This is a genomic window from Streptomyces sp. NPDC047081 (genome assembly GCF_040643775.1).
GTDB lineage: Bacteria > Actinomycetota > Actinomycetes > Streptomycetales > Streptomycetaceae > Streptomyces.
Map to the genome: position 1 here is coordinate 143,309 of NZ_JBEYUY010000004.1, position 19,834 is coordinate 163,142.

At 71.3% G+C, this 19,834-nt stretch carries 21 protein-coding genes and 1 pseudogene; 7 read left to right on the forward strand and 15 right to left on the reverse strand.

All coding sequences use genetic code 11. The features are described from left to right. Positions 1-5: 5 nt before the first annotated feature. The 13 genes from ABZ848_RS09000 to ABZ848_RS09060 are packed head-to-tail and all read right to left on the reverse strand — an operon-like array spanning position 6 to position 13,486. Positions 6-1,154: an acyl-CoA dehydrogenase family protein gene (locus ABZ848_RS09000; RefSeq protein ID WP_360827653.1), complete on the reverse strand. Its 1,149-nt coding sequence runs from the start codon at positions 1,152-1,154 to the stop codon at positions 6-8. A gap of 12 nt (positions 1,155-1,166) precedes the next feature. After that, positions 1,167-2,300: an acetyl-CoA C-acyltransferase gene (locus ABZ848_RS09005; RefSeq protein WP_360827656.1), complete on the reverse strand. Its 1,134-nt coding sequence runs from the start codon at positions 2,298-2,300 to the stop codon at positions 1,167-1,169. Continuing rightward, a complete protein-coding gene (locus ABZ848_RS09010; protein WP_360827659.1) occupies positions 2,285-3,103 on the reverse strand; it encodes an enoyl-CoA hydratase in 819 nt (272 codons plus the stop codon). The genes ABZ848_RS09005 and ABZ848_RS09010 overlap by 16 nt, the downstream gene beginning before the upstream one ends. Next, positions 3,100-4,284, reverse strand: a complete 1,185-nt coding sequence (locus ABZ848_RS09015) for a CaiB/BaiF CoA-transferase family protein (protein WP_360827662.1) — start codon at positions 4,282-4,284, stop codon at positions 3,100-3,102. Before ABZ848_RS09015 ends, ABZ848_RS09010 begins: the two co-directional genes overlap by 4 nt. After that, complete coding sequence (gene fabG, locus ABZ848_RS09020) at positions 4,284-5,051, reverse strand: 3-oxoacyl-ACP reductase FabG (protein ID WP_360827664.1); 768 nt, start codon at positions 5,049-5,051, stop codon at positions 4,284-4,286. Before fabG ends, ABZ848_RS09015 begins: the two co-directional genes overlap by 1 nt. After that, positions 5,051-6,349, reverse strand: a complete 1,299-nt coding sequence (locus tag ABZ848_RS09025; protein ID WP_360827667.1) for an amidohydrolase family protein — start codon at positions 6,347-6,349, stop codon at positions 5,051-5,053. Before ABZ848_RS09025 ends, fabG begins: the two co-directional genes overlap by 1 nt. 25 nt (positions 6,350-6,374) lie before the next feature. After that, on the reverse strand, positions 6,375-6,692 hold the full coding sequence (locus ABZ848_RS09030) for a hypothetical protein (RefSeq protein WP_360827670.1): 318 nt from the start codon (positions 6,690-6,692) through the stop codon (positions 6,375-6,377). Further along, positions 6,658-7,095, reverse strand: coding sequence for a hypothetical protein (locus tag ABZ848_RS09035; RefSeq protein ID WP_360827673.1), 438 nt, complete (start codon positions 7,093-7,095; stop codon positions 6,658-6,660). The genes ABZ848_RS09030 and ABZ848_RS09035 overlap by 35 nt, the downstream gene beginning before the upstream one ends. After that, a complete protein-coding gene (locus ABZ848_RS09040; protein ID WP_360827675.1) occupies positions 7,092-7,799 on the reverse strand; it encodes an ABC transporter ATP-binding protein in 708 nt (235 codons plus the stop codon). The genes ABZ848_RS09035 and ABZ848_RS09040 overlap by 4 nt, the downstream gene beginning before the upstream one ends. After that, positions 7,796-8,506, reverse strand: a complete 711-nt coding sequence (locus tag ABZ848_RS09045) for an ABC transporter ATP-binding protein (RefSeq protein ID WP_360827677.1) — start codon at positions 8,504-8,506, stop codon at positions 7,796-7,798. The genes ABZ848_RS09040 and ABZ848_RS09045 overlap by 4 nt, the downstream gene beginning before the upstream one ends. Then, positions 8,487-10,598 carry an ABC transporter permease gene (locus ABZ848_RS09050; protein WP_360827679.1) on the reverse strand — a complete coding sequence of 704 codons (2,112 nt, stop codon included), beginning with the start codon at positions 10,596-10,598 and terminating at the stop codon, positions 8,487-8,489. The genes ABZ848_RS09045 and ABZ848_RS09050 overlap by 20 nt, the downstream gene beginning before the upstream one ends. Beyond that, entirely contained in the window at positions 10,599-11,987 is a 1,389-nt protein-coding gene (locus tag ABZ848_RS09055) for an ABC transporter substrate-binding protein (protein ID WP_360827682.1), read from the reverse strand. It lies immediately after the preceding gene. 44 nt (positions 11,988-12,031) lie between these two features. After that, positions 12,032-13,486: an aldehyde dehydrogenase family protein gene (locus tag ABZ848_RS09060; protein ID WP_360827684.1), complete on the reverse strand. Its 1,455-nt coding sequence runs from the start codon at positions 13,484-13,486 to the stop codon at positions 12,032-12,034. Between the two features lie 135 nt (positions 13,487-13,621). Between ABZ848_RS09060 and ABZ848_RS09065 the strand changes: the two genes are divergently transcribed. The 5 genes from ABZ848_RS09065 to ABZ848_RS09085 all read left to right on the forward strand — a co-directional run bounded on the left by ABZ848_RS09065 (position 13,622) and on the right by ABZ848_RS09085 (position 17,018). Continuing rightward, on the forward strand, positions 13,622-14,086 hold the full coding sequence (locus ABZ848_RS09065; protein ID WP_360827687.1) for a pyridoxamine 5'-phosphate oxidase family protein: 465 nt from the start codon (positions 13,622-13,624) through the stop codon (positions 14,084-14,086). An 80-nt stretch (positions 14,087-14,166) separates the two neighbouring features. Beyond that, a complete protein-coding gene (locus tag ABZ848_RS09070; protein ID WP_360827690.1) occupies positions 14,167-14,739 on the forward strand; it encodes a carboxymuconolactone decarboxylase family protein in 573 nt (190 codons plus the stop codon). Beyond that, a complete protein-coding gene (locus ABZ848_RS09075) occupies positions 14,729-15,157 on the forward strand; it encodes a nuclear transport factor 2 family protein (protein WP_360827693.1) in 429 nt (142 codons plus the stop codon). The genes ABZ848_RS09070 and ABZ848_RS09075 overlap by 11 nt, the downstream gene beginning before the upstream one ends. Further along, the gene (locus ABZ848_RS09080) at positions 15,154-16,254 is read left to right on the forward strand and encodes an acyl-CoA dehydrogenase family protein (protein WP_360827696.1); all 1,101 of its coding nucleotides are present in this window, start codon (positions 15,154-15,156) and stop codon (positions 16,252-16,254) included. Before ABZ848_RS09075 ends, ABZ848_RS09080 begins: the two co-directional genes overlap by 4 nt. Before the next feature lie 2 nt (positions 16,255-16,256). Next, positions 16,257-17,018 (forward strand): acyl-CoA dehydrogenase family protein, encoded by a 762-nt coding sequence (locus ABZ848_RS09085; protein ID WP_360827699.1) that lies wholly within the window; start codon positions 16,257-16,259, stop codon positions 17,016-17,018. Position 17,019: 1 nt separating this feature from the next. Here the strand turns inward: ABZ848_RS09085 and ABZ848_RS09090 are convergent, their stop codons facing one another. After that, positions 17,020-17,727 carry an SDR family NAD(P)-dependent oxidoreductase gene (locus tag ABZ848_RS09090; protein WP_360827702.1) on the reverse strand — a complete coding sequence of 236 codons (708 nt, stop codon included), beginning with the start codon at positions 17,725-17,727 and terminating at the stop codon, positions 17,020-17,022. Between the two features lie 101 nt (positions 17,728-17,828). On the opposite strand from ABZ848_RS09090, the gene ABZ848_RS09095 reads away from it, so the two are divergent. Together ABZ848_RS09095 and ABZ848_RS09100 are read left to right on the forward strand one after the other, a co-directional pair. Then, entirely contained in the window at positions 17,829-18,674 is an 846-nt protein-coding gene (locus tag ABZ848_RS09095; RefSeq protein WP_360827706.1) for a helix-turn-helix transcriptional regulator, read from the forward strand. A 129-nt stretch (positions 18,675-18,803) separates the two neighbouring features. After that, positions 18,804-19,028, forward strand: a pseudogene (locus ABZ848_RS09100) (DUF5713 family protein); the annotation flags it as partial. A gap of 13 nt (positions 19,029-19,041) precedes the next feature. Here the strand turns inward: ABZ848_RS09100 and ABZ848_RS09105 are convergent. Next, the gene (locus ABZ848_RS09105; protein ID WP_360827709.1) at positions 19,042-19,824 is read right to left on the reverse strand and encodes an enoyl-CoA hydratase; all 783 of its coding nucleotides are present in this window, start codon (positions 19,822-19,824) and stop codon (positions 19,042-19,044) included. Positions 19,825-19,834 lie beyond the last annotated feature (10 nt).

Genomic DNA, 19,834 nt, shown 5'->3' on the forward strand with positions numbered 1-19,834 from the left:
CCGTCTCACAGCCCCAGCGACTTGGCGATGATCACCTTCATCACCTCGCTGGTGCCGGCGTAGATCCGGGTGATCCTCGCGTCGGCGTACAGCCGGGCTATCGGGTACTCGGCCATGTACCCGTAGCCGCCGAAGAGTTGCAGGCACCGGTCCACGGCCCGGGCCTGCATCTCGGTGCAGAACAGCTTCACCTTCGCGGCGTCCGGGCCGGAGAGTTCGCCGTCCACCAGGTCGAGGACCGCGCGGTCCAGCATGGTCTGCGCGGCCTCGATCTCGGCGGCCACGGCGGCGAGTTCGAACTTGGTGTTCTGGAAGGACGCCACCGTCCTGCCGAACACCTCGCGCTCCTTGACGTAGGCGACGGTGGTCTCCAGAGCGGCCCGCGCCTGCGCGACCGAGCCGACGGCCACCGTCATCCGTTCCTGCGGGAGGTTGTGGCCGAGGTAGCCGAAGGCGGCGCCCTCCTCCCCCAGCCGGTTCGTCACGGGCACGCGTACGTCGTCGAAGGCCAGCTCGACGGTGTCCTGCACCTTGATGCCCATCTTGTCGAGCACCCGCCCCCGGGTGAACCCGGGCATGCCGTCCTCCACGACCAGCAGCGTGAGCCCCGCGCGCCGGTCGTCGGGGTCGCTGGAGGTGCGGGCCACCACGATCACCAGGTCGGCGAGCAGGCCGCCGGTGATGAAGGTCTTGGCGCCGTTGAGGACGTAGGTGTCCCCGTCGCGCACGGCCGTGGTGCGGATGCCCGCGAGGTCGGAGCCGGTGCCGGGTTCGGTCATGGCGATGGCGGTGAGCAGCTTGCCGGCGGCGAGGCCGGGGAACCAGCGCTGCCGCTGGTCCTCGTCGGCGTATGCGAGGAAGTACGGGAGCACGACGTCGAGTTGGGTGCGCACGGTGCCCAGGGTGACCAGCGCCCTGGCCGCCTCTTCCTGGAGGACGACGTTGTAGCGGTAGTCGGCGAGGCCGGCACCGCCGTACTCCTCGGGGATCGCCATGCCCAACAGGCCCAGCGAGCCGAGCTGTTCGAAGATCTCGCGGGGCAGGCGGCCCGCCTTCTCCCAGTCGGCATAGTGCGGGACGACTTCCTTGGCGACGAACTCCCTTGCCAGCTTGCGGAATTCCTCGTGGTCGGCGGTGAAGATCTGTCGGCGCAACGGAACCCCCGGTCAGGAGATGAGTTCGACGAGTGTGGCGTTGGCGGTGCCGCCGCCCTCGCACATGGTCTGCAGGCCGTAGCGGAGCCCGTGGTCGCGCATGTGGTGGATCATGCGGGTGGCCAGGACCGCGCCGGACGCCCCGAGCGGATGGCCCAGGGCGATCGCGCCGCCCAGGGGGTTGAGCAGCGCCGGGTCGGCTCCGGTCTCGGCGAGCCAGGCGAGCGGGATCGGCGCGAACGCCTCGTTGACCTCGAAGACACCGACCTCGGGCAGGCCGACGCCGGCCTTGGCGAGCACCTTCTCGGTCGCCGGGATCGGGCCGGTCAGCATCAGCACGGGGTCGGCGCCGACCACCGCACCCGCGCGGTAGCGCACGATGGGCGTCAGGCCCAGCTCGCGCGCCTTCTCCGGTGTCGTCACCAGCAGCGCGGCGGCGCCGTCGGAGATCTGCGAGGAGTTGCCGGCGTGGATCGTCCCGTCGTCGAGGAAGGCGGGCTTGAGCGCGGCCAGCTTCTCGACGGTGCTGGTGCGCCGTACGCCCTCGTCGGCGGTCACCGCACCCACGGGCACGATCTGCGCGTCGAAGGCGCCCGCGTCCTGCGCGGCGGCGGCCCGCTCGTGCGAGAGCACCGCGAACTCGTCCAACTCCCCTCGCGTGAAACCCCACTTCTGCGTGATCTTCTCGGCGGAGATCCCTTGGTTGAAGGAGAAGCCGTCGTAGCGGTCGAGGACTTTCGGCCCGTACGGCATTCCGGTCGCCCGCGCCGAGCCGAGCGGCACCCGGCTCATCACCTCGACGCCGCCCGCGACGACGACGTCCTGCTGGCCCGACATGACCGCCTGGGCGGCGAAGTCGAGGGCCTGCTGGCTCGATCCGCAGGCCCGGTTCACCGTCGTCCCCGGGATCGTCTCGGGCCAGCCGGCGGCGAGGACGGCGTAGCGGCCGATGTTGCTGGACTGGTCGCCGACCTGGGAGACGCAGCCCCAGACGACGTCGTCGACGAGCGCCGGGTCGATGCCGGTGCGCTCGGCGAGTGCGCCGAGGACGATGGCGGACAGGTCGGCCGCGTGCGTGTCGGACAGGCCGCCGTTGCGTTTACCGACCGGGGTGCGGACGGCCTCGACGATCACTGCTTCGCGCATGAAGGGTCCTCCGGGGGCTGTCGGTACCAGCGGCCGGTGAAGCGCGGCTCGCGCTTCTCGGCGAAGGCGGCGTACGCCTCCGTCACGTCGGTCGAGGCGAAGTTCACGGTCTGGGCGCGGGCCTCACCGGCGAGGGCCTCGCGCAGGGTGCGGCCCGTGCCCTCGTTGAGGAGCGCCTTGGTCTGGGCGAGGGCGACCGGCGGGCCCGCCGCGAGCCGGTCGGCCAGGTCGGTGACGTACTTGTCGATCTCCTCGGCGGGCACCACCCAGGTCACGAGGCCCAGCGACCGCGCCTCCTCGGCGTCGATCGTCTCGGCCAACAGGGCGAGCCGCTTGGCCTGTTGGAGTCCGACGAGTTTGGGCAGCAGCCAGCTGCCGCCGCAGTCCGGGGAGAGTCCGCGCCGGGTGAAGATCTGTGAGAAGCGGGCTTCAGGGGTGGCCACGACCAGGTCGCAGCCGAGGGCGAGGTTCCAGCCGGCGCCGACCGCGACTCCGGTGACCTTGGCGATGCTCGGGACGGGCAACTCGTGCAGGAGCAGGGCGACTTCGTTGAGATCGCGCACCTTGTCCAGGGGGTGCCGGGTGTCGTCCGCGGCGGCGGTGAGGTCGGCGCCCGAGGAGAAGGCTCCGCCGGCGCCGGTGAGGACGAGGGCCCGTACGCCGTCGCGGGCGGCCTGGCTGAGCGCGTCTCGCAGGGCCGCCCACAGCGCCCGGTCGATCGCGTTCTTTCGGTGCGGCCTGTTCAGGGTCAGGGTCCGTACGCCGTCCCGGTCGTGGGCCAGCAGTGCGGGGACGTCGGTCACGCGTCACCCCGGAACTCCGGCTCGGAGACGCCGAGTTCGGCCAGAACCGCCTCCGTGTGCTCCCCCAGCCCCGGTACGGCGCCCATCGGAGGGTCGTAACCGGAGATGACCGGCGGGGGCAGCAGCGCAGGCACCGGTCCGGCCGGCGTGTCGATGGTGCGCCAGCGGTCGCGGGCCGCGAGGTGGGGGTGGGCGAGGACGTCCTTGGGGGTGTTGTAGCGGGAGTTGCCGATGCCGGTTTCGTCGGCGCGCCGCTGGATGTGCGCCAGGTCGTGCCGGGCGCACCAGGCCCCGATCTCGGCGTCGAGGAGGGCCCGGTGCTCGACGCGGTCGGGGTTGGTGCGGAAGCGTGCGTCGTCGGCGAGGTCGGGGCGGTCCAGCAACTCCCTTGCCAGGCGCTGCCATTCACGGTCGTTGATGGTGCCCAGGACGACGGTGTGTCCGTCGGCGGTGCGGTAGGCGCCGTAGGGGGCGACGGCGGGTGAGCTCATGCCGATCGGGTCCGGCTCCTGGCCCGAGTGCCGGGTGTAGGTCAGCGGGTAGCCCATGAGCTCGGTCATGGTGTCGAACAGGCTGACGGCGACGGCACCGCCGCGCGCGCCCCGGCGCTCACCGGCGTACAGCAGCGCCACGATGGACAGCGCGGTGTACAGGCCGGTGCTGGCGTCCGCGATGGGCGGGCCCGGCTTGGCAGGGGCTCCGGGGTGGCCGGTGATGGCGCACACCCCGGACTCGGCCTGGACGAGGAGGTCGTAGGCGCGTTTGTGGGAGAGCGGGCCGCCCTGTCCGTAGCCGTCGATCTCGACCGCGATCAGGTCGGGGTGACGGGTCGTCAGGTCTTCGGGGGCGATGCCGAGTTTGGCCGTGGTGCCCGGGGTCAGGTTGGAGACCAGGACGTCGGCGCGGTCGAGCAGGCGGTGCAGGATCGCCATCCCCGCCTCGGTCTTGAGGTCGAGGGCGACGGACTCCTTGCCGCGGTTGGTCCACACGAAGTGGGCGGCGAGGCCGTTCACCACGTCGTCGATGTGCCGGGCGGAGTCGCCGCCGTCCGGGTTCTCCACCTTGATGACCCTGGCGCCCAGGTCGCACAGGACGCGGGTGCACAGGGGCGCGGAGACGGCCTGTTCCAGGGCTACGACCGTCACCCCGGAGAGCGGTCCCTCCTGTTGCGAAGGTGCCATCAGATCACCAGGCCGCCGTCGACCGGCAGGACCTGGCCGGTGACGAAGGAGGCCGCGTCCGAGGCGAGGAAGACGAAGGCTCCGGCGACCTCCTCGGGCTCGGCCCAGCGGCCGAGCGGGATGCGGGCGAGCATGGTGGCGGCGAACTTCTCGTTGGTGCGGATGGTCTCGGTCATCGGGGTCGCGGCCAGCGGTGCCAGGGCGTTGACCTTGATCTGCTTGCGGGCGAACTCGCGGGCCATCGACTTGGTCATGCCGATGATCGCGGCCTTGGCGGCCGAGTAGTTGACCTGGCCGAGCGTGCCGGTGAGGCCCGCCGACGAGGTGACGTTGATGATGCGTCCGGTGCCGTCGGTGGGCAGGAACGGCAGAGCGGCCTGCGAGCAGGTGAAGGTGCCGAGGACGTGGACGTCGAGCAGTCGGCGGAAGCTGTTCTCGTCCAGGTCGGCGAACATGGCCGGCGCGGTCACGCCGGCGTTGTTCACCAGGACGTGCAGCGTCCCGTCGGCCAGGGCGGCGGCCCGGGACACCGCGGCCTCGGCGGCGCCCCGGTCCCGTACGTCCAGTCCGGCGCTGTCGGCGGTGCCGCCGACCGCGCCGATCTTGCCGGCGACTGCCGCGGCCGCCTCCGCGTCGACGTCCGTGACGAGGACGGCCGCGCCGGCCCGGGCCAGGGCGTGCGCGACGGCCGCGCCAATGCCGCCCGCGGCGCCGGTGACCAGCGCGGACCGTCCCGTCAGGTCGAACAGCCCGTTGTCGTGGGCCACTACTTGCTCGCCGCCGCTACGGCCGCGCGGGCCCGCTGGCGGAAGGCCTCCAGCTTGTCGACGGGCTCGGTGAGCTGGCGGCTGCGCGGGCGGATGCTGACGTCGTGGCCCTCGGCGGCCTTGCGCAGGGCGCCGACCGTGGCCTGCTCGCGCGGGATGTGCGAGAACGGGTCGAAGGAGTACCAGCGCATCGCGTTCTCGTGGGTCATCTTCACGATGTCGGTGTCCGGGACCTCGCACTCGGTGAGCACCCCGTGCAGCTGCTCGGGCGCGTCCGGCCACAGGGAGTCGCTGTGCGGGTAGTCGCCCTCCCAGCAGATGTTGTCGATGCCGATGTCGTGCCGCAGCTTCACGCCGAGCCTGTCGGTGATGAAGCAGGTCAGGAAGTGCTCGCGGAAGACCTCGGAGGGCAGCTTGCCGCCGAAGTCCTGGAGGGTCCAGGCGGCGTGCATCTCGAAGGTGCGGTCGACGCGCTCCAGGAAGTACGGGATCCAGCCGGTGCCGCCCTCCGACAGGGCGATCCTCAGGTCGGGGAAGTCCTTGATGGTGCGCGACCACAGCAGGTCGGCGGCGGCCTGCACGAGGTTGATGGGCTGTAGCGTGATCATCACGTCGGGCGGCGAGTCGACGGCCGGGATGGCGAGCCGGCCGGAGGAGCCGATGTGCACCGACAGGACGGTGTTGGTGTCGCAGGCGGCCTGCCACACCGGGTTCCAGTACGGGTCGTGGAAGCTCGGGTAGCCGAGGGCCGCCGGGTTCTCCGGGAAGGTCATGGAGTGGCAGCCCTTGGCGGCGACGCGGCGGATCTCGCCGGCGGTGAGCTCGGCGCTCCAGATCGCCGGCAGCGCCATGGGGATGAAGCGGCCCGGGTAGGCGCCGCACCACTCGTCGATGTGCCAGTCGTTGTACGCCCGTACCAGCGCGAGCGAGAAGTCCGAGTCCTCGGTGGCGAACATACGGGCCGAGAAGCCGGGGAAGGACGGGAAGTTCATCTGGGCGAGGACGCCGCCCGCGTTCATGTCCTTGACACGCTCGTGGACGTCGTAGCAGCCGGGCCGGATCTCGTCCATGCCCTGCGGGTCGAGGCCGTACTCCTCCTTGGGCCGTCCGGCGACCGCGTTGAGCGCGGCGTTGCCGACGCTGTTGTCGCGGAAGTGCCAGCGGTCGCTGCCGTCCTCGCGGTGGACGAGCTTGGGCGCGTCGTCCAGGTACTTCTTCGGGAGGTGGTTCACGAAGATGTCCGGCGGCTCGATGATGTGGTCGTCGACGCTGATGAGGATCAAGTCGTCCTTGTTCATGCGAGGTCCCTTTCGCTGAGGGGGGTCAGTCGGAGGCCGGGAGGGGTTTGGCGGCCTTGATGGTCATGGGGACGCCGTCGCAGGCGAGTTCGCCGGCTCCGGGACTGGTGCAGAGCAGCTCCAGGGCACCCTCGGCGTCGGTGTAGCGCTTGCCGAGGAGGGTGGCCGGGTCCGCGCCCGTGGCGGGTGCGGGCGGTGCGGTGGCGGCGGGCACCATGGGGGCGCCGCCGCAGGTCAGGGCCGGCTGCCGGTCGGCTGGGGCGCGCACCACGACCACCCGGGTGGTGCACACCGTGCTGGCGAGCTGGTCACCGGGGCGCGGCGTCGGTGCTGGTGAGGTCATGGTTCAGGTCCCTTTCCGCCAGGCGGTCGGCGAGCACGGCGAGGTCGTAGGACTGGCGGGCCATCCAGAAGCGGAGGAAGCCGGTGAGCGAGTAGCGCAGGAAGAGGGCCGCGCCGACGACCGTCCCCGCGATGCCGCCGAGGCCCAGCGCGAGCGCGTCGCGCTGGTCGAGCGGGTTCTGGGTGTTGTGCGAGACGAAGTACGCCGACACCGCGAGGACCAGGCCTACGGCCATCAGGGCGGCTCCGAGGCGCAGCCAGAGGCCGGCCCGGGCGGCGGCCGGGTCGGGGATCTTCAGGTCGGCGAGCTCGCGGACGAAGCGGTCCGCGCGGGAGTCCGAGGGGCGCTCGCCGGTGCTCGTATGCGCCTCGCGCGAGTCTGTGTGGGGCTCGGTCGGTGTCATGCGGAACTCCCCAGATAGAGGGCGGACAGTTCGTCGCGCAGCCCGCCGTCGGGGCGGCCCTGGCGTTCGATGCGGCCGCGCACGAGGACGGCCGCGTGGTCGGCGATGCCGAGGACGGCCGCCGCGAACTGCTCGACGACGAGGACCGCGACGCCCTGCCGGGCGATCTCGGCGACCTGCTCGTAGAGCCGGGAGACCACCAACGGGGCGAGTCCCATGGACAGTTCGTCGAGGAGCAGGACCGCGGGGTCGGTGGCGAGGCCGCGGGCGAGGGCGAGCATCTGCTGCTCGCCGCCGGAGAGGGTGCCCGCGATCTGGCCCGCGCGCTTGCCCAGCACCGGGAAGCGGGTGAAGGCGGTCTCCTCGATCTCCTCGCGGGTGCGGCCCGTGAAGGTCATCATCAGGAGGTTGTCGCGCACCGAGAGGTTGGGGAACACCCCGCGCCCCTCGGGGATCAGGCAGACGCCGGCCCGGGCGAGGCCGCGGGGGTCGGCGCCGGTCATCTCCCGTCCGCCGAGCACGAGTTGGCCCGACTGCACCGGATGCAGTCCGGCCGCGACGTGCAAAGTGGTCGTCTTCCCCGCGCCGTTGGGGCCGAGCAACGCGACGACCTGCCCGGCGCCGACGCGGAGGTCGACGCCGTGCAGGACGGTGATGCCCTCGTGGGCGGCGCGCACGGAGCGCAGTTCGAGCAGAGCGTTCACACGTCCCCCAGATAGGCCGCCAGCACGGTCTCGTCGTTGCGGATCACCTCGGGCGGTCCCACGGCGATGACCTTGCCGAGGTCGAGCACGTACACCTCGTCGCACACACCCATCACCAGGCCCATGTCGTGCTCGACCAGCACCACCGCGGTGCCGTCCGCCGCGAGGGAGCGCAGCAGCGCCGCGAACCGCTCGGTCTCCTCCCCGTCCTGTCCGGCCGCGGGCTCGTCGAGGAGGAGCAGTTCGGGGCGTACGGCCATGGCGCGACCGACCTCGACGAGGCGGGCGACGCCGGTGGGAAGGTTGTCGGCGCGGGTGTCGGCGATGCCGGTCAGTCCGAGCCGGTCGAGGAGGCCGTCGGCCACCTGCTGCGCCCTGCGCCGCTCCGGGCCGAGTTCCGCGGCGACCAGGAGGTTGTCGCGGACGCTCAACCGGCCGAAGAGTTCCAGGCGTTGGAAGGTGCGGGCGAGCCCGTGCCGGCAGCGGCGGGCGGGCCCGAGCCGCGTGACGTCGCGCCCGCCGAGCACCACGCGTCCGGCCTGCGGTCTGCGCAACCCTGACACGACGTCGAACAGGGTGCTCTTCCCTGCCCCGTTGGGTCCGATGAGGCCGGTGACCGAGCCGCGTTCGGCGCTCATGCCGACGCCGTCCAGGGCGCGGTTGCCGCCGTAGGAGACGGTCACTCCGCTAACTTCCAGCAGTGGCACGGACCAGCACCTCCCCGTCCTGCGGACGCCATGGACGCCGTACACCCCACCACTCGACAGGAATGTCCGGCTCTGTCTTCGGGGCCTCGCGTGCGGCGGCCCAGGCGCGGAGGGCGAACGCGGCCACCAGTGAACCGATCAGGAAGGTCCAGCCGTTGATCGCGTCGGTCAGCCGCAGGACCCAGCCCAGGGCGAGCAGGCCCAGGAGGGCGGGCAGGGCGATCAGGTCGCGGCCGAGCGGCTCCCATTCGCGGCGGAAGCGGGCGACGATGCCCTCGGGGCTGTGGCCGAGGCCCATGCCCGCGAGGGCGGGCAGGACGGTGACGATGTTCTGGGTCCAGGAGGCCACGCCGATCAGGATGTTCGGGCCGAGGTAGGCGGTCCCGGAGAACAGGCCGTTGCCGACCGCGCCGAGGCCGCCGATGACGGCGACCAGGAAGATCGGCAGTCCCGCGACCAGGTTGAACTGCTCGGCGGTGATGGTGCGTTGCTGCATGCCGTAGAGGGCGCCGCCGAGTCCGGCGATGCCGGCCGACAGGGCGAACACGAACACCTTGGTCACCAGCAGGTTGCCGCCGAGCGTCGCGTACGCCGCCTCGCTGTCGCGCAGGGCGATCAGCCGCCGTCCGAAGCCGCCGCGGCGCAGCCAGGCGACGGACAGCGAGGCGAGGCCGAGGAACACGGCGGCGAGGACGGTCAGTTCGGCGGTGGAGTCGAGGTGCAGTCCGAAGAGGTTCGGCCCGGTCATCTCCACCGAGCCCTGGTCGAAGAGGGAGACGCGGACGCCGAACAGGTGGAAGGAGGGCAGGGTGAAGATCCACCGGTCGAGGATCACCGCGAACGCCGCCGTGCCGAGGGCCAGGTACACGCCGGAGAACCGCAGCGCGGGCACCGCGATCAGCGCGCCGGCCGCCCCGGACACGGCGACCGCGGCGACCAGCGCCCACAGCTCGCCGTGCGCGCCGAGGTGCCCCCAGACGACGGCTCCGATGCCGGCCATGCTGAGCTGGCACAGGGAGATCTGCCCGGCGTACCCGGCGAGCGGGACGTACGACAGGGCGACGATGCCCAGCGAGAAGATCGGCCCGTAGGTGACGAGGTCGGCCTCGTCCAGCACCGTGGCCAGGACCACGCCGAACAGGACGGTCGACGCGGCGAAGACGGCCGTGCCGCGCAGACTGGGCGCCGGGACCTGCACCAGCCGCCGGTCGCGGCCGCGCAGGCGCGGGTGGCGGAACAGCAGCAGGGCGAGGAAGAGGAGCAGGGCGGGTGCGGCCAGGCGCAGACCGGGCAGGTACTGGTTCTGCGGGAGATAGCCGGTCAGGTAGCTCTCCAGGCAGCCGACGACGATCGCGCCGGCGAAGGTGAGCGGCAGGCTGCGCAGCCGGCCGAAGACGGCGGCGGTGTAGGCGCTGACGATCAGCAGGGAGAGCTGGGAGGCGTCGAGGGCGACGGTCGGGGCGATGAGGATGCCGCCGATCGCGGCCAGTTGGGTGCCGAGGATCCACGCCACCCGCCCGGCCCGGACGGGGTCGGCGCCGGTGAGCCGGACCAGGGCGCGGTCGTCGACGGTGGCCCGCATCTCGGCACCCGTACGGGTGCGGTTGAGCAGGAACCAGAGGCCGGCCGCGACGGCCACCGCGACCGTCATGGTGATCGCCTGGTGCCAGGTGATGGTGGCCGGGCCGAGGTGGAAGGGCTGCTTGTCGGCGAAGAACACGGAGAGCGGGCGGGGGACGTCGGGGTCCCAGATCCAGCGGGCGGCGGCGATGGCGCCGCTGAGCAGCGCCACCGTCATCACCAGCCGTTCGGCCTCGCCGAGCCGTTGCACGGGCCGCATCAGGACCCGTTCGACGGCGAGGCCGAACCCCGGGGCGAGTACCAGGAGCACCGCCGCCAGGGCCACCGGGACCGGCCAGCCCCAGCCGACGGTGAACTGCCAGTAGCAGAACGCCGCCAGCATGCCCGCCGCCCCGTGCGCGAAGTTGAACACGCCGGTGGTGACGTAGGTGAGCACCAGGCCACTGCCGATGACCGCGTAGATGGCGGCGGTGCTCAGGCCGACGATCCCGAAGGTCAGGAACTGCTCCATCTACTTCACATCGCTCATGCTCTTGCCGACGTCGGCGAGGGTGAGGGGCTTGCCGTAGTTCCCCTTGAACTTGTAGGGCGCCTCGTTGCAGCGGTAGGCGCCGTCATCGGGCCGGAAGTCCGCGGGCTCCCATCCCTTCGAGGTGGCCTTCTCGATGTTGAAGCAGGTCAGCGGGGTGTCGGCCTTGGACAGGTCGCGGGGGGCGAGCAGTCCGCCGCCGGTCCACGCGGTCTCCTTGCGGGCCGCCTCGTACACGCAGGTGCGGGTCAGCTGGTCGCCGCAGGAGGAGGCCGCCTTGGCGAACAGCAGCCAGGCCGCGAAGCCCTGCACACCGGGCAGCGTCGGCTGGGCGTTGGGCGCGTACTTCTTGAACAGGGAGACGAGTTGCTCGGTCGCCGGGTTGTCGGCGGCCTTCTCCAGCGGGTAGACGCCGCTGAGGTCGGCGAAGTTGTTCTGGTAGTCGAGGGACTTGCCGGCCAGCTGCAGGAAGGCGGGACCGTAGGCGTTGTTGTTGGCGTCGATCCAGTCCAGCTTGTAGTTCATGCCGGTGAGGACCTGCTCCAGCTTGGACAGGCTCGCGAAGTCCCCCAGGAACACCAGGCCCTTGACGCCCTTGCTCTTGATGGACTGCGCGTACGGCGTCCAGTCGGAGACGCCGGCGGCCGGGTAGAGATCGTGGTACGTGATCTTCGCAACGGCGGCCTTGAGGCTCTCCTGGGCGCGCGCGTCGATGACCTTGCTGACCGCGGCGTCGCCCGCGATGGTGCCGACGGCCCCGGCGGACCCCGGGTAGGCGGTCTTCAGGAGCCACTGGTAGTAGCCGGGGTAGCGGTCGTAGGAGGCGCCGCCCGTCAGGTTGAGCTGGAGGTCGGAGCCCTGGTTCTGGATCTGGCTGACCTGGGCGGGGAAGTCGGGCAGCAGACACTTCAGCCGGTCCTGCACGCCCAGGGCGTCCAGCGCGGAGCCGCCGCCGACCAGCGCGAAGTCCGACTTGCAGGCCTCCAGTATCCGCTGGCGGACCTCCATCAGCTTGGAGTCGTGGACGGTGGCCTCGATCTTGCGGCCGTTGATGCCGCCGGCCGCGTTGCACCAGGAGGTGAACACCTTGGCGGTGTCGCCGAATTCGGAGTTCTTGCTGAAGCCGACGTCGGACATCACGCCGAGCTTGATCGTGTCGGCGGTGACGCCCTGGGCGGTCGCGCTCTTGGCGTCCCCCGGTCCGCAGACCTTCTTCAGGTCGCCGAAGTCGCCGCTCGTGGCCTGCTGGGCGGCCTTGGTGGGGGACGCGTCGCCGTCGCTCGCGTCACCCGCGCTGTCGTGACCGCCGCATCCGGCGACGGCCAGCAGCGCGGCCGCCGCCAGGGCGGCAGGAATTGCCTTGACTCTCACGGGGTGCCTCCTCGGTGGTGTTCCCCGGACTGCCGCGCGCTCGGTCAGCCGACCGGCACGGCAAAGGTCTTGAGCTCGAGGAACTCCTCCAGCCCCGCCACACCCATCTCGCGTCCGATACCGGACTCCTTGAACCCGCCGAACGGGGCGTCGGCGGCGAAGTAGTTGCCCCCGTTGATGCTGAACGTGCCGCTGCGAATCCGCCGGGCCACCGCGGTCGCCCGCTCCTCGTCGGCGCCCATCACCCCGCCGGACAGCCCGTACGCGGTGCCGTTGGCGATCCGGACGGCGTCGTCCTCGTCGTCGTACGCGATGACGGCGAGCACCGGCCCGAAGACCTCCTCCTGGGCGATCTCGGAGTCCGGGTCGACACCCGCGAGCAGCGTCGGCTCGTAGAAGAAGCCCTCCCGCTCGGCGGGTCGCCCGCCGGTCACCAGACGGGCTCCGGCGGCGACCGCCCGCTCGACCATGCCGTGCACCTTGGCGCGCTGCTTCTCGCTGATCAGCGGGCCCATGTTGGTCTTCGGGTCGGCCGGGTCGCCGTAGCGCACCTTGCCGAGCATGGCCGCGACCAGGCCGACGATCTCGTCGTGCTTGTCGCGCGGGACCAGCAGCCGTGAGGTGAGCGCGCAGCCCTGCCCGGAGTGGGAGCAGATGGTGAACGCGGTGAACATGGCGGCGGTCGCGAAGTCGGCGTCGTCCAGGACGATCATCGCGGACTTGCCGCCGAGCTCCAGGAACACCCGCTTCAGGCTCGCCGAGGCTGCCGCCATGATCGCCTTGCCGACCGGAGTCGACCCGGTGAAGGTGATCATGTCGATGCCGGGGTGGGTGGTGAGCAGCTGCCCGGTCTCCGGTCCCGCGGAGGTGAGGATGTTGACGACCCCTGCGGGGATGTCGGTCTCCTCGGCGATGATCCGGCCGAGCGCGAGGGTCGTCCACGGGGTGTCGGGGGCGCCCTTGAGCACGACCGTGCAGCCGGCGGCGAGCGCGGGGGCGAGCTTGGCGATCGCCAGCTGGTTGGGGAAGTTGTACGGCAGGATCGCCGCGACGACCCCGGACGCCTCCTTCTCCACCCAGCGACGGTGGCGCAGGCCCCGGCTCTCCAGCTCGGGCAACTCCTCGCGGAACTCGTAGCGTTCGAGCAGGTCGGCGTAGTACTTGACCATCTCGATCGGCTCGTCCAGCTGGGGCCCGTGGGTGAGCTGGCGGGGCGCGCCCACCTCGGCGATGGTCAACTCCCGCAGTTCCTCGCGGTGTTCGTGCAGCGCGTCGTAGAACTGGCGCAGGCAGCGCAGCCGCAGCTCGCGGTCGCGCATCCAGTCGGTCGTGTCGAAGGCCCGGCGGGCGGCCGCGACGGCCGCCTCGACATGGCCGGCCTCCGCGTCGGACGCCGTCCCCAGCACCTTCCCGGTGGACGGATCGACGGTCTCGAAGCTGCGTCCCGCAGCCACGAGCTCCCCGTCGATCAACAGCCGGTCCTCATGGAAAAGACTCACGGCTCCCCATCTCTTCTGGGTGTCACAGGCTCTGCTTGCCATGGCCCTGCCTGCGGTGGAAAGTAGCTTCTCGCTAGATGAGAAGCAACCTGTCGTGCAGGAGAATTAGGCATTCACACGAGAGCGGGAGGAATCATGCCCGGTCAACGCAGGGGTACCGCCATCGCCATGACCGGCGAGGAACAGGACACTTTTCTGCGCACCCAGCCCGTCTGCCGCGTGGCCACCGTCGGCCCCGGCGGACATCCGCACGCCGGGGCGCTCTGGTTCGTCTGGGACGGAACGGCGCTCTGGCTCAACTCACTGACGCGCAGCCAGCGTTGGAGCGACCTGGGACGCGACCCGCGGCTCAGCGTGCTGGTCGACGACGGGGGGTTCGAGTTCCTGCGACTGCGGGGCGTCGAGCTGCTGGGCAGCGCGGAGGTGGTCGGGGAGGTGCCGCGGAAGGGTGCGGCGGTTGACGGCCTCGCCGAGCCCGAGCGGCTCTTCGCGGAGAAGTACATGGGCGGCGGGGACTTCCGGTACGACGGCCGGCACGGGTGGCTGCGACTGCGGCCGGAGAAGGTCGTCAGCTGGGACTTCGGGAAGCTGCGGGCCTGACGGTTGACGGGGCGGCCGACCGGATGGAAATCTTGTCACTCAGAATTGAGAACGCCATTCTCAGATCGAGGGAGACCCGCATGCCGCCCCGCCTCTCCCCACTCCCTGCCGACCAGTGGAACGACCGCACCCGCGAGGTGCTCTCCGCCCTGCTCCCCCGCAGCATGCGCAACGCCGAGGCGGCCGGCAGCATGCTCTCCACGCTGGTCCGCCATCCCGATCTGACCGGGGCGTTCCTCCCGTTCAGTACGTACTTCCTGGTCCACTCGACGCTGCCGGACCGCCTGCGCGAGCTGGTCGTCCTGCGGATCGCCAAGCGCCGCAGCTGCGCCTACGAGTGGACCCACCACTTCCACGCGGCCCAGCAGCTGGGCCTGACCGAGGCCGAGATCGAGGCGGCCGGGCAGGGCAAGGCGGCCGATCCGCTGGAGAGCCTGGTCCTGGGCGCCGTCGACGAGCTGGAGGACGGCTTCGACGTCTCGGACGCAACCTGGGCCGCCCTCTCCGGGCAGCTGTCCGAGCACCAGGTGATGGACCTGGTGTTCACCGTGGGGGCGTACGGCCTGATGGCGACGGCCTTCAACACCTTCGGCATCCGGCCCGAACACGACGCGCGCGAGCGTGCGGAGAGAAGGAGTGCTCGTGGCAAGTGACGCCACCACCACCGACGACCTCGTGGAGATCCAGCAGCTCCTCGCCCGTTACGCGGTGACCATCACCCGGGGCGACATCGACGGCGTGCTCGCGGTCTTCACCCCGGACGGCACCTACAGCGCGTTCGGCGACACCTATCCGCTCGCCGACTTCCCCGCCCTGGTGGCCGCCGCCCCCAAGGGCCTGTTCCTCACCGGCACACCGCTCGTCGAGCTGTCCGGGGACACCGCGACCGGCACCCAGCCGCTGTGCTTCGTCGACCACGCCACGCACGACATGCGCATCGGCTACTACAACGACACCTACGTCCGCACCGCCGACGGCTGGCGGCTGCGCACCCGGGCCATGACCTTCATCCGCCGCAGCGGGGCGCACGACTCGGGGCGCCCGCACGCGTTCGAACTCCCCGGCGTATGAACGCCTTCACCACGGCGGCGGAGTTCCGCACCGCCGTCCAGACCTGGCTCGACGACCACGACCTCTCCCCCGGCCCCGACCGCTCGCTGGACGCCCAGGTCGCGCAACTGGCCCGCGTGCGGCGGGCGTTGTTCGACGCCGGCTGGATGCGGTACGGCTGGCCCGAGCAGGTAGGCGGGCTCGGCGGCCCCGCGGTCTTCCGTGCGGTGCTCGGCGAGGAGGTAGCCACCCGCGGCCTCGCGGAGCCCGGCATCTACTCCATGGTCGAAGTCCTCACCCCGACCCTCATCTCGTACGCCAGTCCCGAACTGGCCGCCGAAATGGTCCCGTTGCTGCTGAGCGGCCGCGAGCAGTGGTGCCAGGGCTTCTCCGAGCCGGGCTCCGGCAGCGACCTCGCCTCCCTCACCACGCGGGCCGTGCGGCAGGGCGACCACTGGGTGGTCAACGGCCAGAAGGTGTGGACGAGCCTCGCCCAGTACGCCGCCCGCTGCGTCCTGCTCACCCGCACCGCACCCGGCCACGACGGCATCACCGCCTTCTTCGTCGACATGGACACCCCGGGCATCACCGTCCGTCCGCTGCGCACGATGCACGGCGTGGACGAGTTCGCCGAGGTCTTCTTCGACGACGTGATCGTGCCCGCCGACCGGATGCTCGGCCGCCCCGGCGACGGCTGGCGCCTCGCGATGGACCTGCTCCCGCACGAGCGCTCCACCTGCTTCTGGCACCGCGTCGCCCACCTCTACACCCGCCTCGACCGCCTGCTCGCCCAGACCGAGATCCCGGACGACGCGGCACTCGGCGCCGCCTACCTCGCCCTGCACACGGTCCGCTGCCGCTCACACGCGACCCAGCGACGGCTGGCCGACGGGGCCAGGCTCGGCCCGGAGACCTCGGTGGACAAGGTGCTGCTGGCCACCGCCGAGCAACAACTCTTCGAGACGGTACGGGACTTGCTGCCCGGAGCGCTGGAGCTGACCGAGTCTCCGTGGCGCTCGGAGTACCTCTACGCACGGGCGGCGACCATCTACGGCGGCACCGCCGAGATCCAGCGCAACATCATCGCCCGCCGCCTGCTCGACCTGGGGAGGGACTGACCATGGACCCCGCCGAGGTGGAACTCCTCATGGAGACGCTCCGCAAGACGATGACCACGGTGGCCTCCGGCCCCGCCCTGGACGCGGCCCTCGTGGAGCTGGGGTGGCGGGAGCTGCTCGCCGAGTATCCGGGCGTGGCGGTGCCGACCGTGTTCCGGCTGCTCGGGGAGACGGGGGCGCATGCCTCGGTGCTCACCGATGTGGTGGGTGCGGTGACGCTGCCGTACGCGGGCGGCCGGTGGGTGGAGTGGGACCGCGGCGATACGGCACCCGGTGCCGGGCTGGACGAGGAGCTCCCTCTGCGCCCGGTGCCCGGCGGCACTCCGGTCCCCGTGGCCGCGGGCCGCCGCGCCGTCGGCTGGTGGCTCCTCGGCACCGGGCGGGCCATGCTGACGCTCGCCCGGGCGCATGTCCTGGACCGCGTCCAGTTCGGCCGGCCCCTCGCCTCCTTCCAGGCGGTACGGCACCGGCTCGCGGAGACGCTGGTGGCGTTGGAGGGCGCCGAAGCAACGCTCGCGGTCGCCGAGGACGGCCTGGGTTCGGGCCTGGCCAAGGCGGCGGCCGGGCAGGCGGCGCTGACGGCGGCCCGGCACTGCCAGCAGGTGCTGGGCGGCATCGGGTTCACCGCCGAGCACCCGCTGCACCGGCATGTGCGCCGGGCCGTCGTACTGGACGGACTGCTGGGCAGCGCACGGGAGTTGACGCGGGAGGCCGGGGCGACGTTGCGCGAAGAGGGCGCGGCGCCCCGGCTGGTCCAGCTCTGAGTCACCAGGGCAGCGGCCCGTTGATGTCGAAGAAGCCGCCGGTCGGGCCGTCGGGCGCGACCTGCGCCATCCGCACGATGATCTCGGCTGCCTCCTCCACCGTCTGGGTGCCCGTGTTGCCGTTCAGGTCCGTCTTGGTGAAGCCGGGCTCGACGGAGTTGATCCGCATGCCCGGGAAGGCCTTCGCGTACTGCACGGTGAGCATGTTGACCGCGCTCTTCGACGTCGGGTAGGCGATGCCCGGGTAGAAGTGCGCGGGGTGGTCGGGGTCGGAGAGGTGGGCCAGCGAGGCCAGGCCGCTGCTGACGTTGACCACGACGGGCGCGGCCGAGCGCTCCAGCAGGGGCAGGAAGGCGTGCAGCACGCGGACGACGCCGAAGACGTTCGTCTCGAAGGTGTTCCTCATCTGGTCGCCGGTGACGGTCGCGGCGACCGGCACGCTGTTGTCCTCGGTCCTGGTCTCGATGCCGGCGTTGTTGATGAGCACGTCGAGGCCGCCGGCTGCCTCGACGGTCTTGGCCGCGGCCTCGACCGTGGCGTCGTCGGTGACGTCGAGGAGGACGAACCGTGCGCCCAGTTCCTCGGCGGCCCGGCGGCCCCGCTCGGCGTCACGGGCGCCGATGTAGACGGTGTGGCCTGCGGCGACGAGTCGGCGGGCGGTCTCGCGGCCGATGCCCTTGTTCGCTCCGGTGATCAGTGTTGTCGTCATGCGTCCAGCCTGCGTCGCGCCACCGCGGGCAGCCAGAAGACCCTTCTTCCTGGGACTGCCGGTACCAGGCACCCGCACGCCCGGCGGTGTTCACTGGAGGCATGGCTGCGACGGAACTGGGACAGGCGCTGCGGCGCTGGCGCGACCGGGTCTCCCCGGACGCGGCGGGGCTGCCCACGGGCGGCCAGCGGCGCGCGGCGGGGCTGCGGCGCGAGGAGCTGGCCCTGCTGGCCGGGATCTCGGTCGACTACGTCACCCGGCTCGAACAGGGCCGCGCGGCGAACCCGTCCGTGCAGGTCGTGGAGGCGCTGGCGCGGGCGCTGCGGCTGTCCGGGGACGAGCGGGAGTACCTGTTCCGGCTGGCGGAGCTGGTGCCGCCCGGCCCCGATGTGGTGCCGGGGTATCTCACGCCGAGTGTGCAGCGGCTGCTGGACCGGCTGGTGGGCACGCCCGTGGGTGTCTCCGACGCGGCGATGAACCTGCTGGTGGCCAACTCGATGTACGCGGCGCTGATGGGTGATCCGTCGGGTCTTCGCGGCTTCGAACGCAACGGCGTGTGGCGCAACTTCATGGGCTGGCCGACCCGGGTCCGGCACACACCGGAGGAGCACCGCGCCTTCGAGGCCGGCCTGGTGGCGGAGCTGCGTGCGACGCAGGCCCGCTACCCCGCCGACCGTCAACTCCAGCGGCTGATCGCTGAGTTGCGCACGACGAGCGAGCGGTTCGCCGAGCTGTGGGACGAGGGTGTGGTCGGCCGCCTGGAGGCCTCCCGCAAGACGGTCGAGCACCCGCAGGTGGGCCTGCTGACCCTGGACTGCGACCTGCTCCGCGTGGACGGCAACGACCTCCACATCCTCGTCTACTCGGCCGAGCCCGGCACCGAGGCCGCCGAGAAACTGGAGCTGATCTCGGTACTGGGCACGCAGAACCTGGTGGGGCAGAGCTAGATACGGTCCGCGTTGTCAGTGGTGGCGTGCATGATCGGTGCAACAGTTCTTCACTACGGACGGAGCACTCGCAGAGCCGCACCAGGATCGTCCTGCCCTTGTCCACCACGTGATCCGGGTAGTACGAGTCAGCGGATCGAGGCCGAACAGCCGCCGGATCTCGCGGCCCTGTACGTGCTGACGCAGGCGGCGACGGAGGAGTTCAACCTGCCGGAGTCGGACTTCGAGGCGGCCGGGAGCGAGATCGAGACGGTTGCCCGTGAGGAGATCGCCGAGAACTTCTGGTTCGTCGCCTCCGCCTACGGGTTCGCGGACGCGGACGTGGAGGAGCTGATCGCCACCCGGGACTGGTGAGGAGACGGCCTCTCTAGCGGAGCTTCTCCTTCATCTCGTCCAGCTTCGCCAGGACCGGATAGCCGCTGACGCTCAGGGCGTTGCCGTGGCCGGTCTGGTGGATGTCGAAGACGGACTGGATGGCGGCGTAGAAGCCCTGTACGTCCTGGGTCTGGTTGACGGCGCGCTTGGCCTGGCGCAGTCCGAAGGCGGGCATCCCGGCGATCTGCTCGGCGAGTTCGCGTGCCGCGCCGTCCAACTCGGCGCGTGGTACGACCCGGTTGACCATGCCGACCTTCTCGGCCTCATCGGCGGTCAGCGGGCGCCCGGTGAAGAGGATCTCCTTCGCCTTGCGCGGCCCCAACTCCCAGGTGTGGCCGTGGTATTCGACGCCGCCGATGCCCATGGTGACGACCGGGTCGGAGAACAGGGCGTCCTCGGCGGCCACGATCAGGTCGCAGGGCCAGCACAGCATCAGCCCGCCCGCGATGCAGCGCCCCTGGACGGCGGCGATGGACGGCTTCGGCACATTGCGCCAGCGCAGTGTGTACTCCAGGTACCGGCGGTTCTCGGCCCGGTAGATCCACTCCAGCGTGATCTCGTTCGGCGCGGGCCAGCGGTCCTTGAGGTCGTGTCCGGCGGAGAAGTGCCTCCCCTCGGCACGCAGCACGATCACCTTCACCTCCTCGTCCTCGGCGCCCCGGGCCCAGGCGGCGTCGAGTTCGTCGAGCAGGTCCATGTTCTGGGCGTTGGCGACCTCGGGGCGGTTCAGGGTGATGGTGGCGATGCGGTCCTTGACCTCGTACAGGATGTGCACGGGTGTCTCC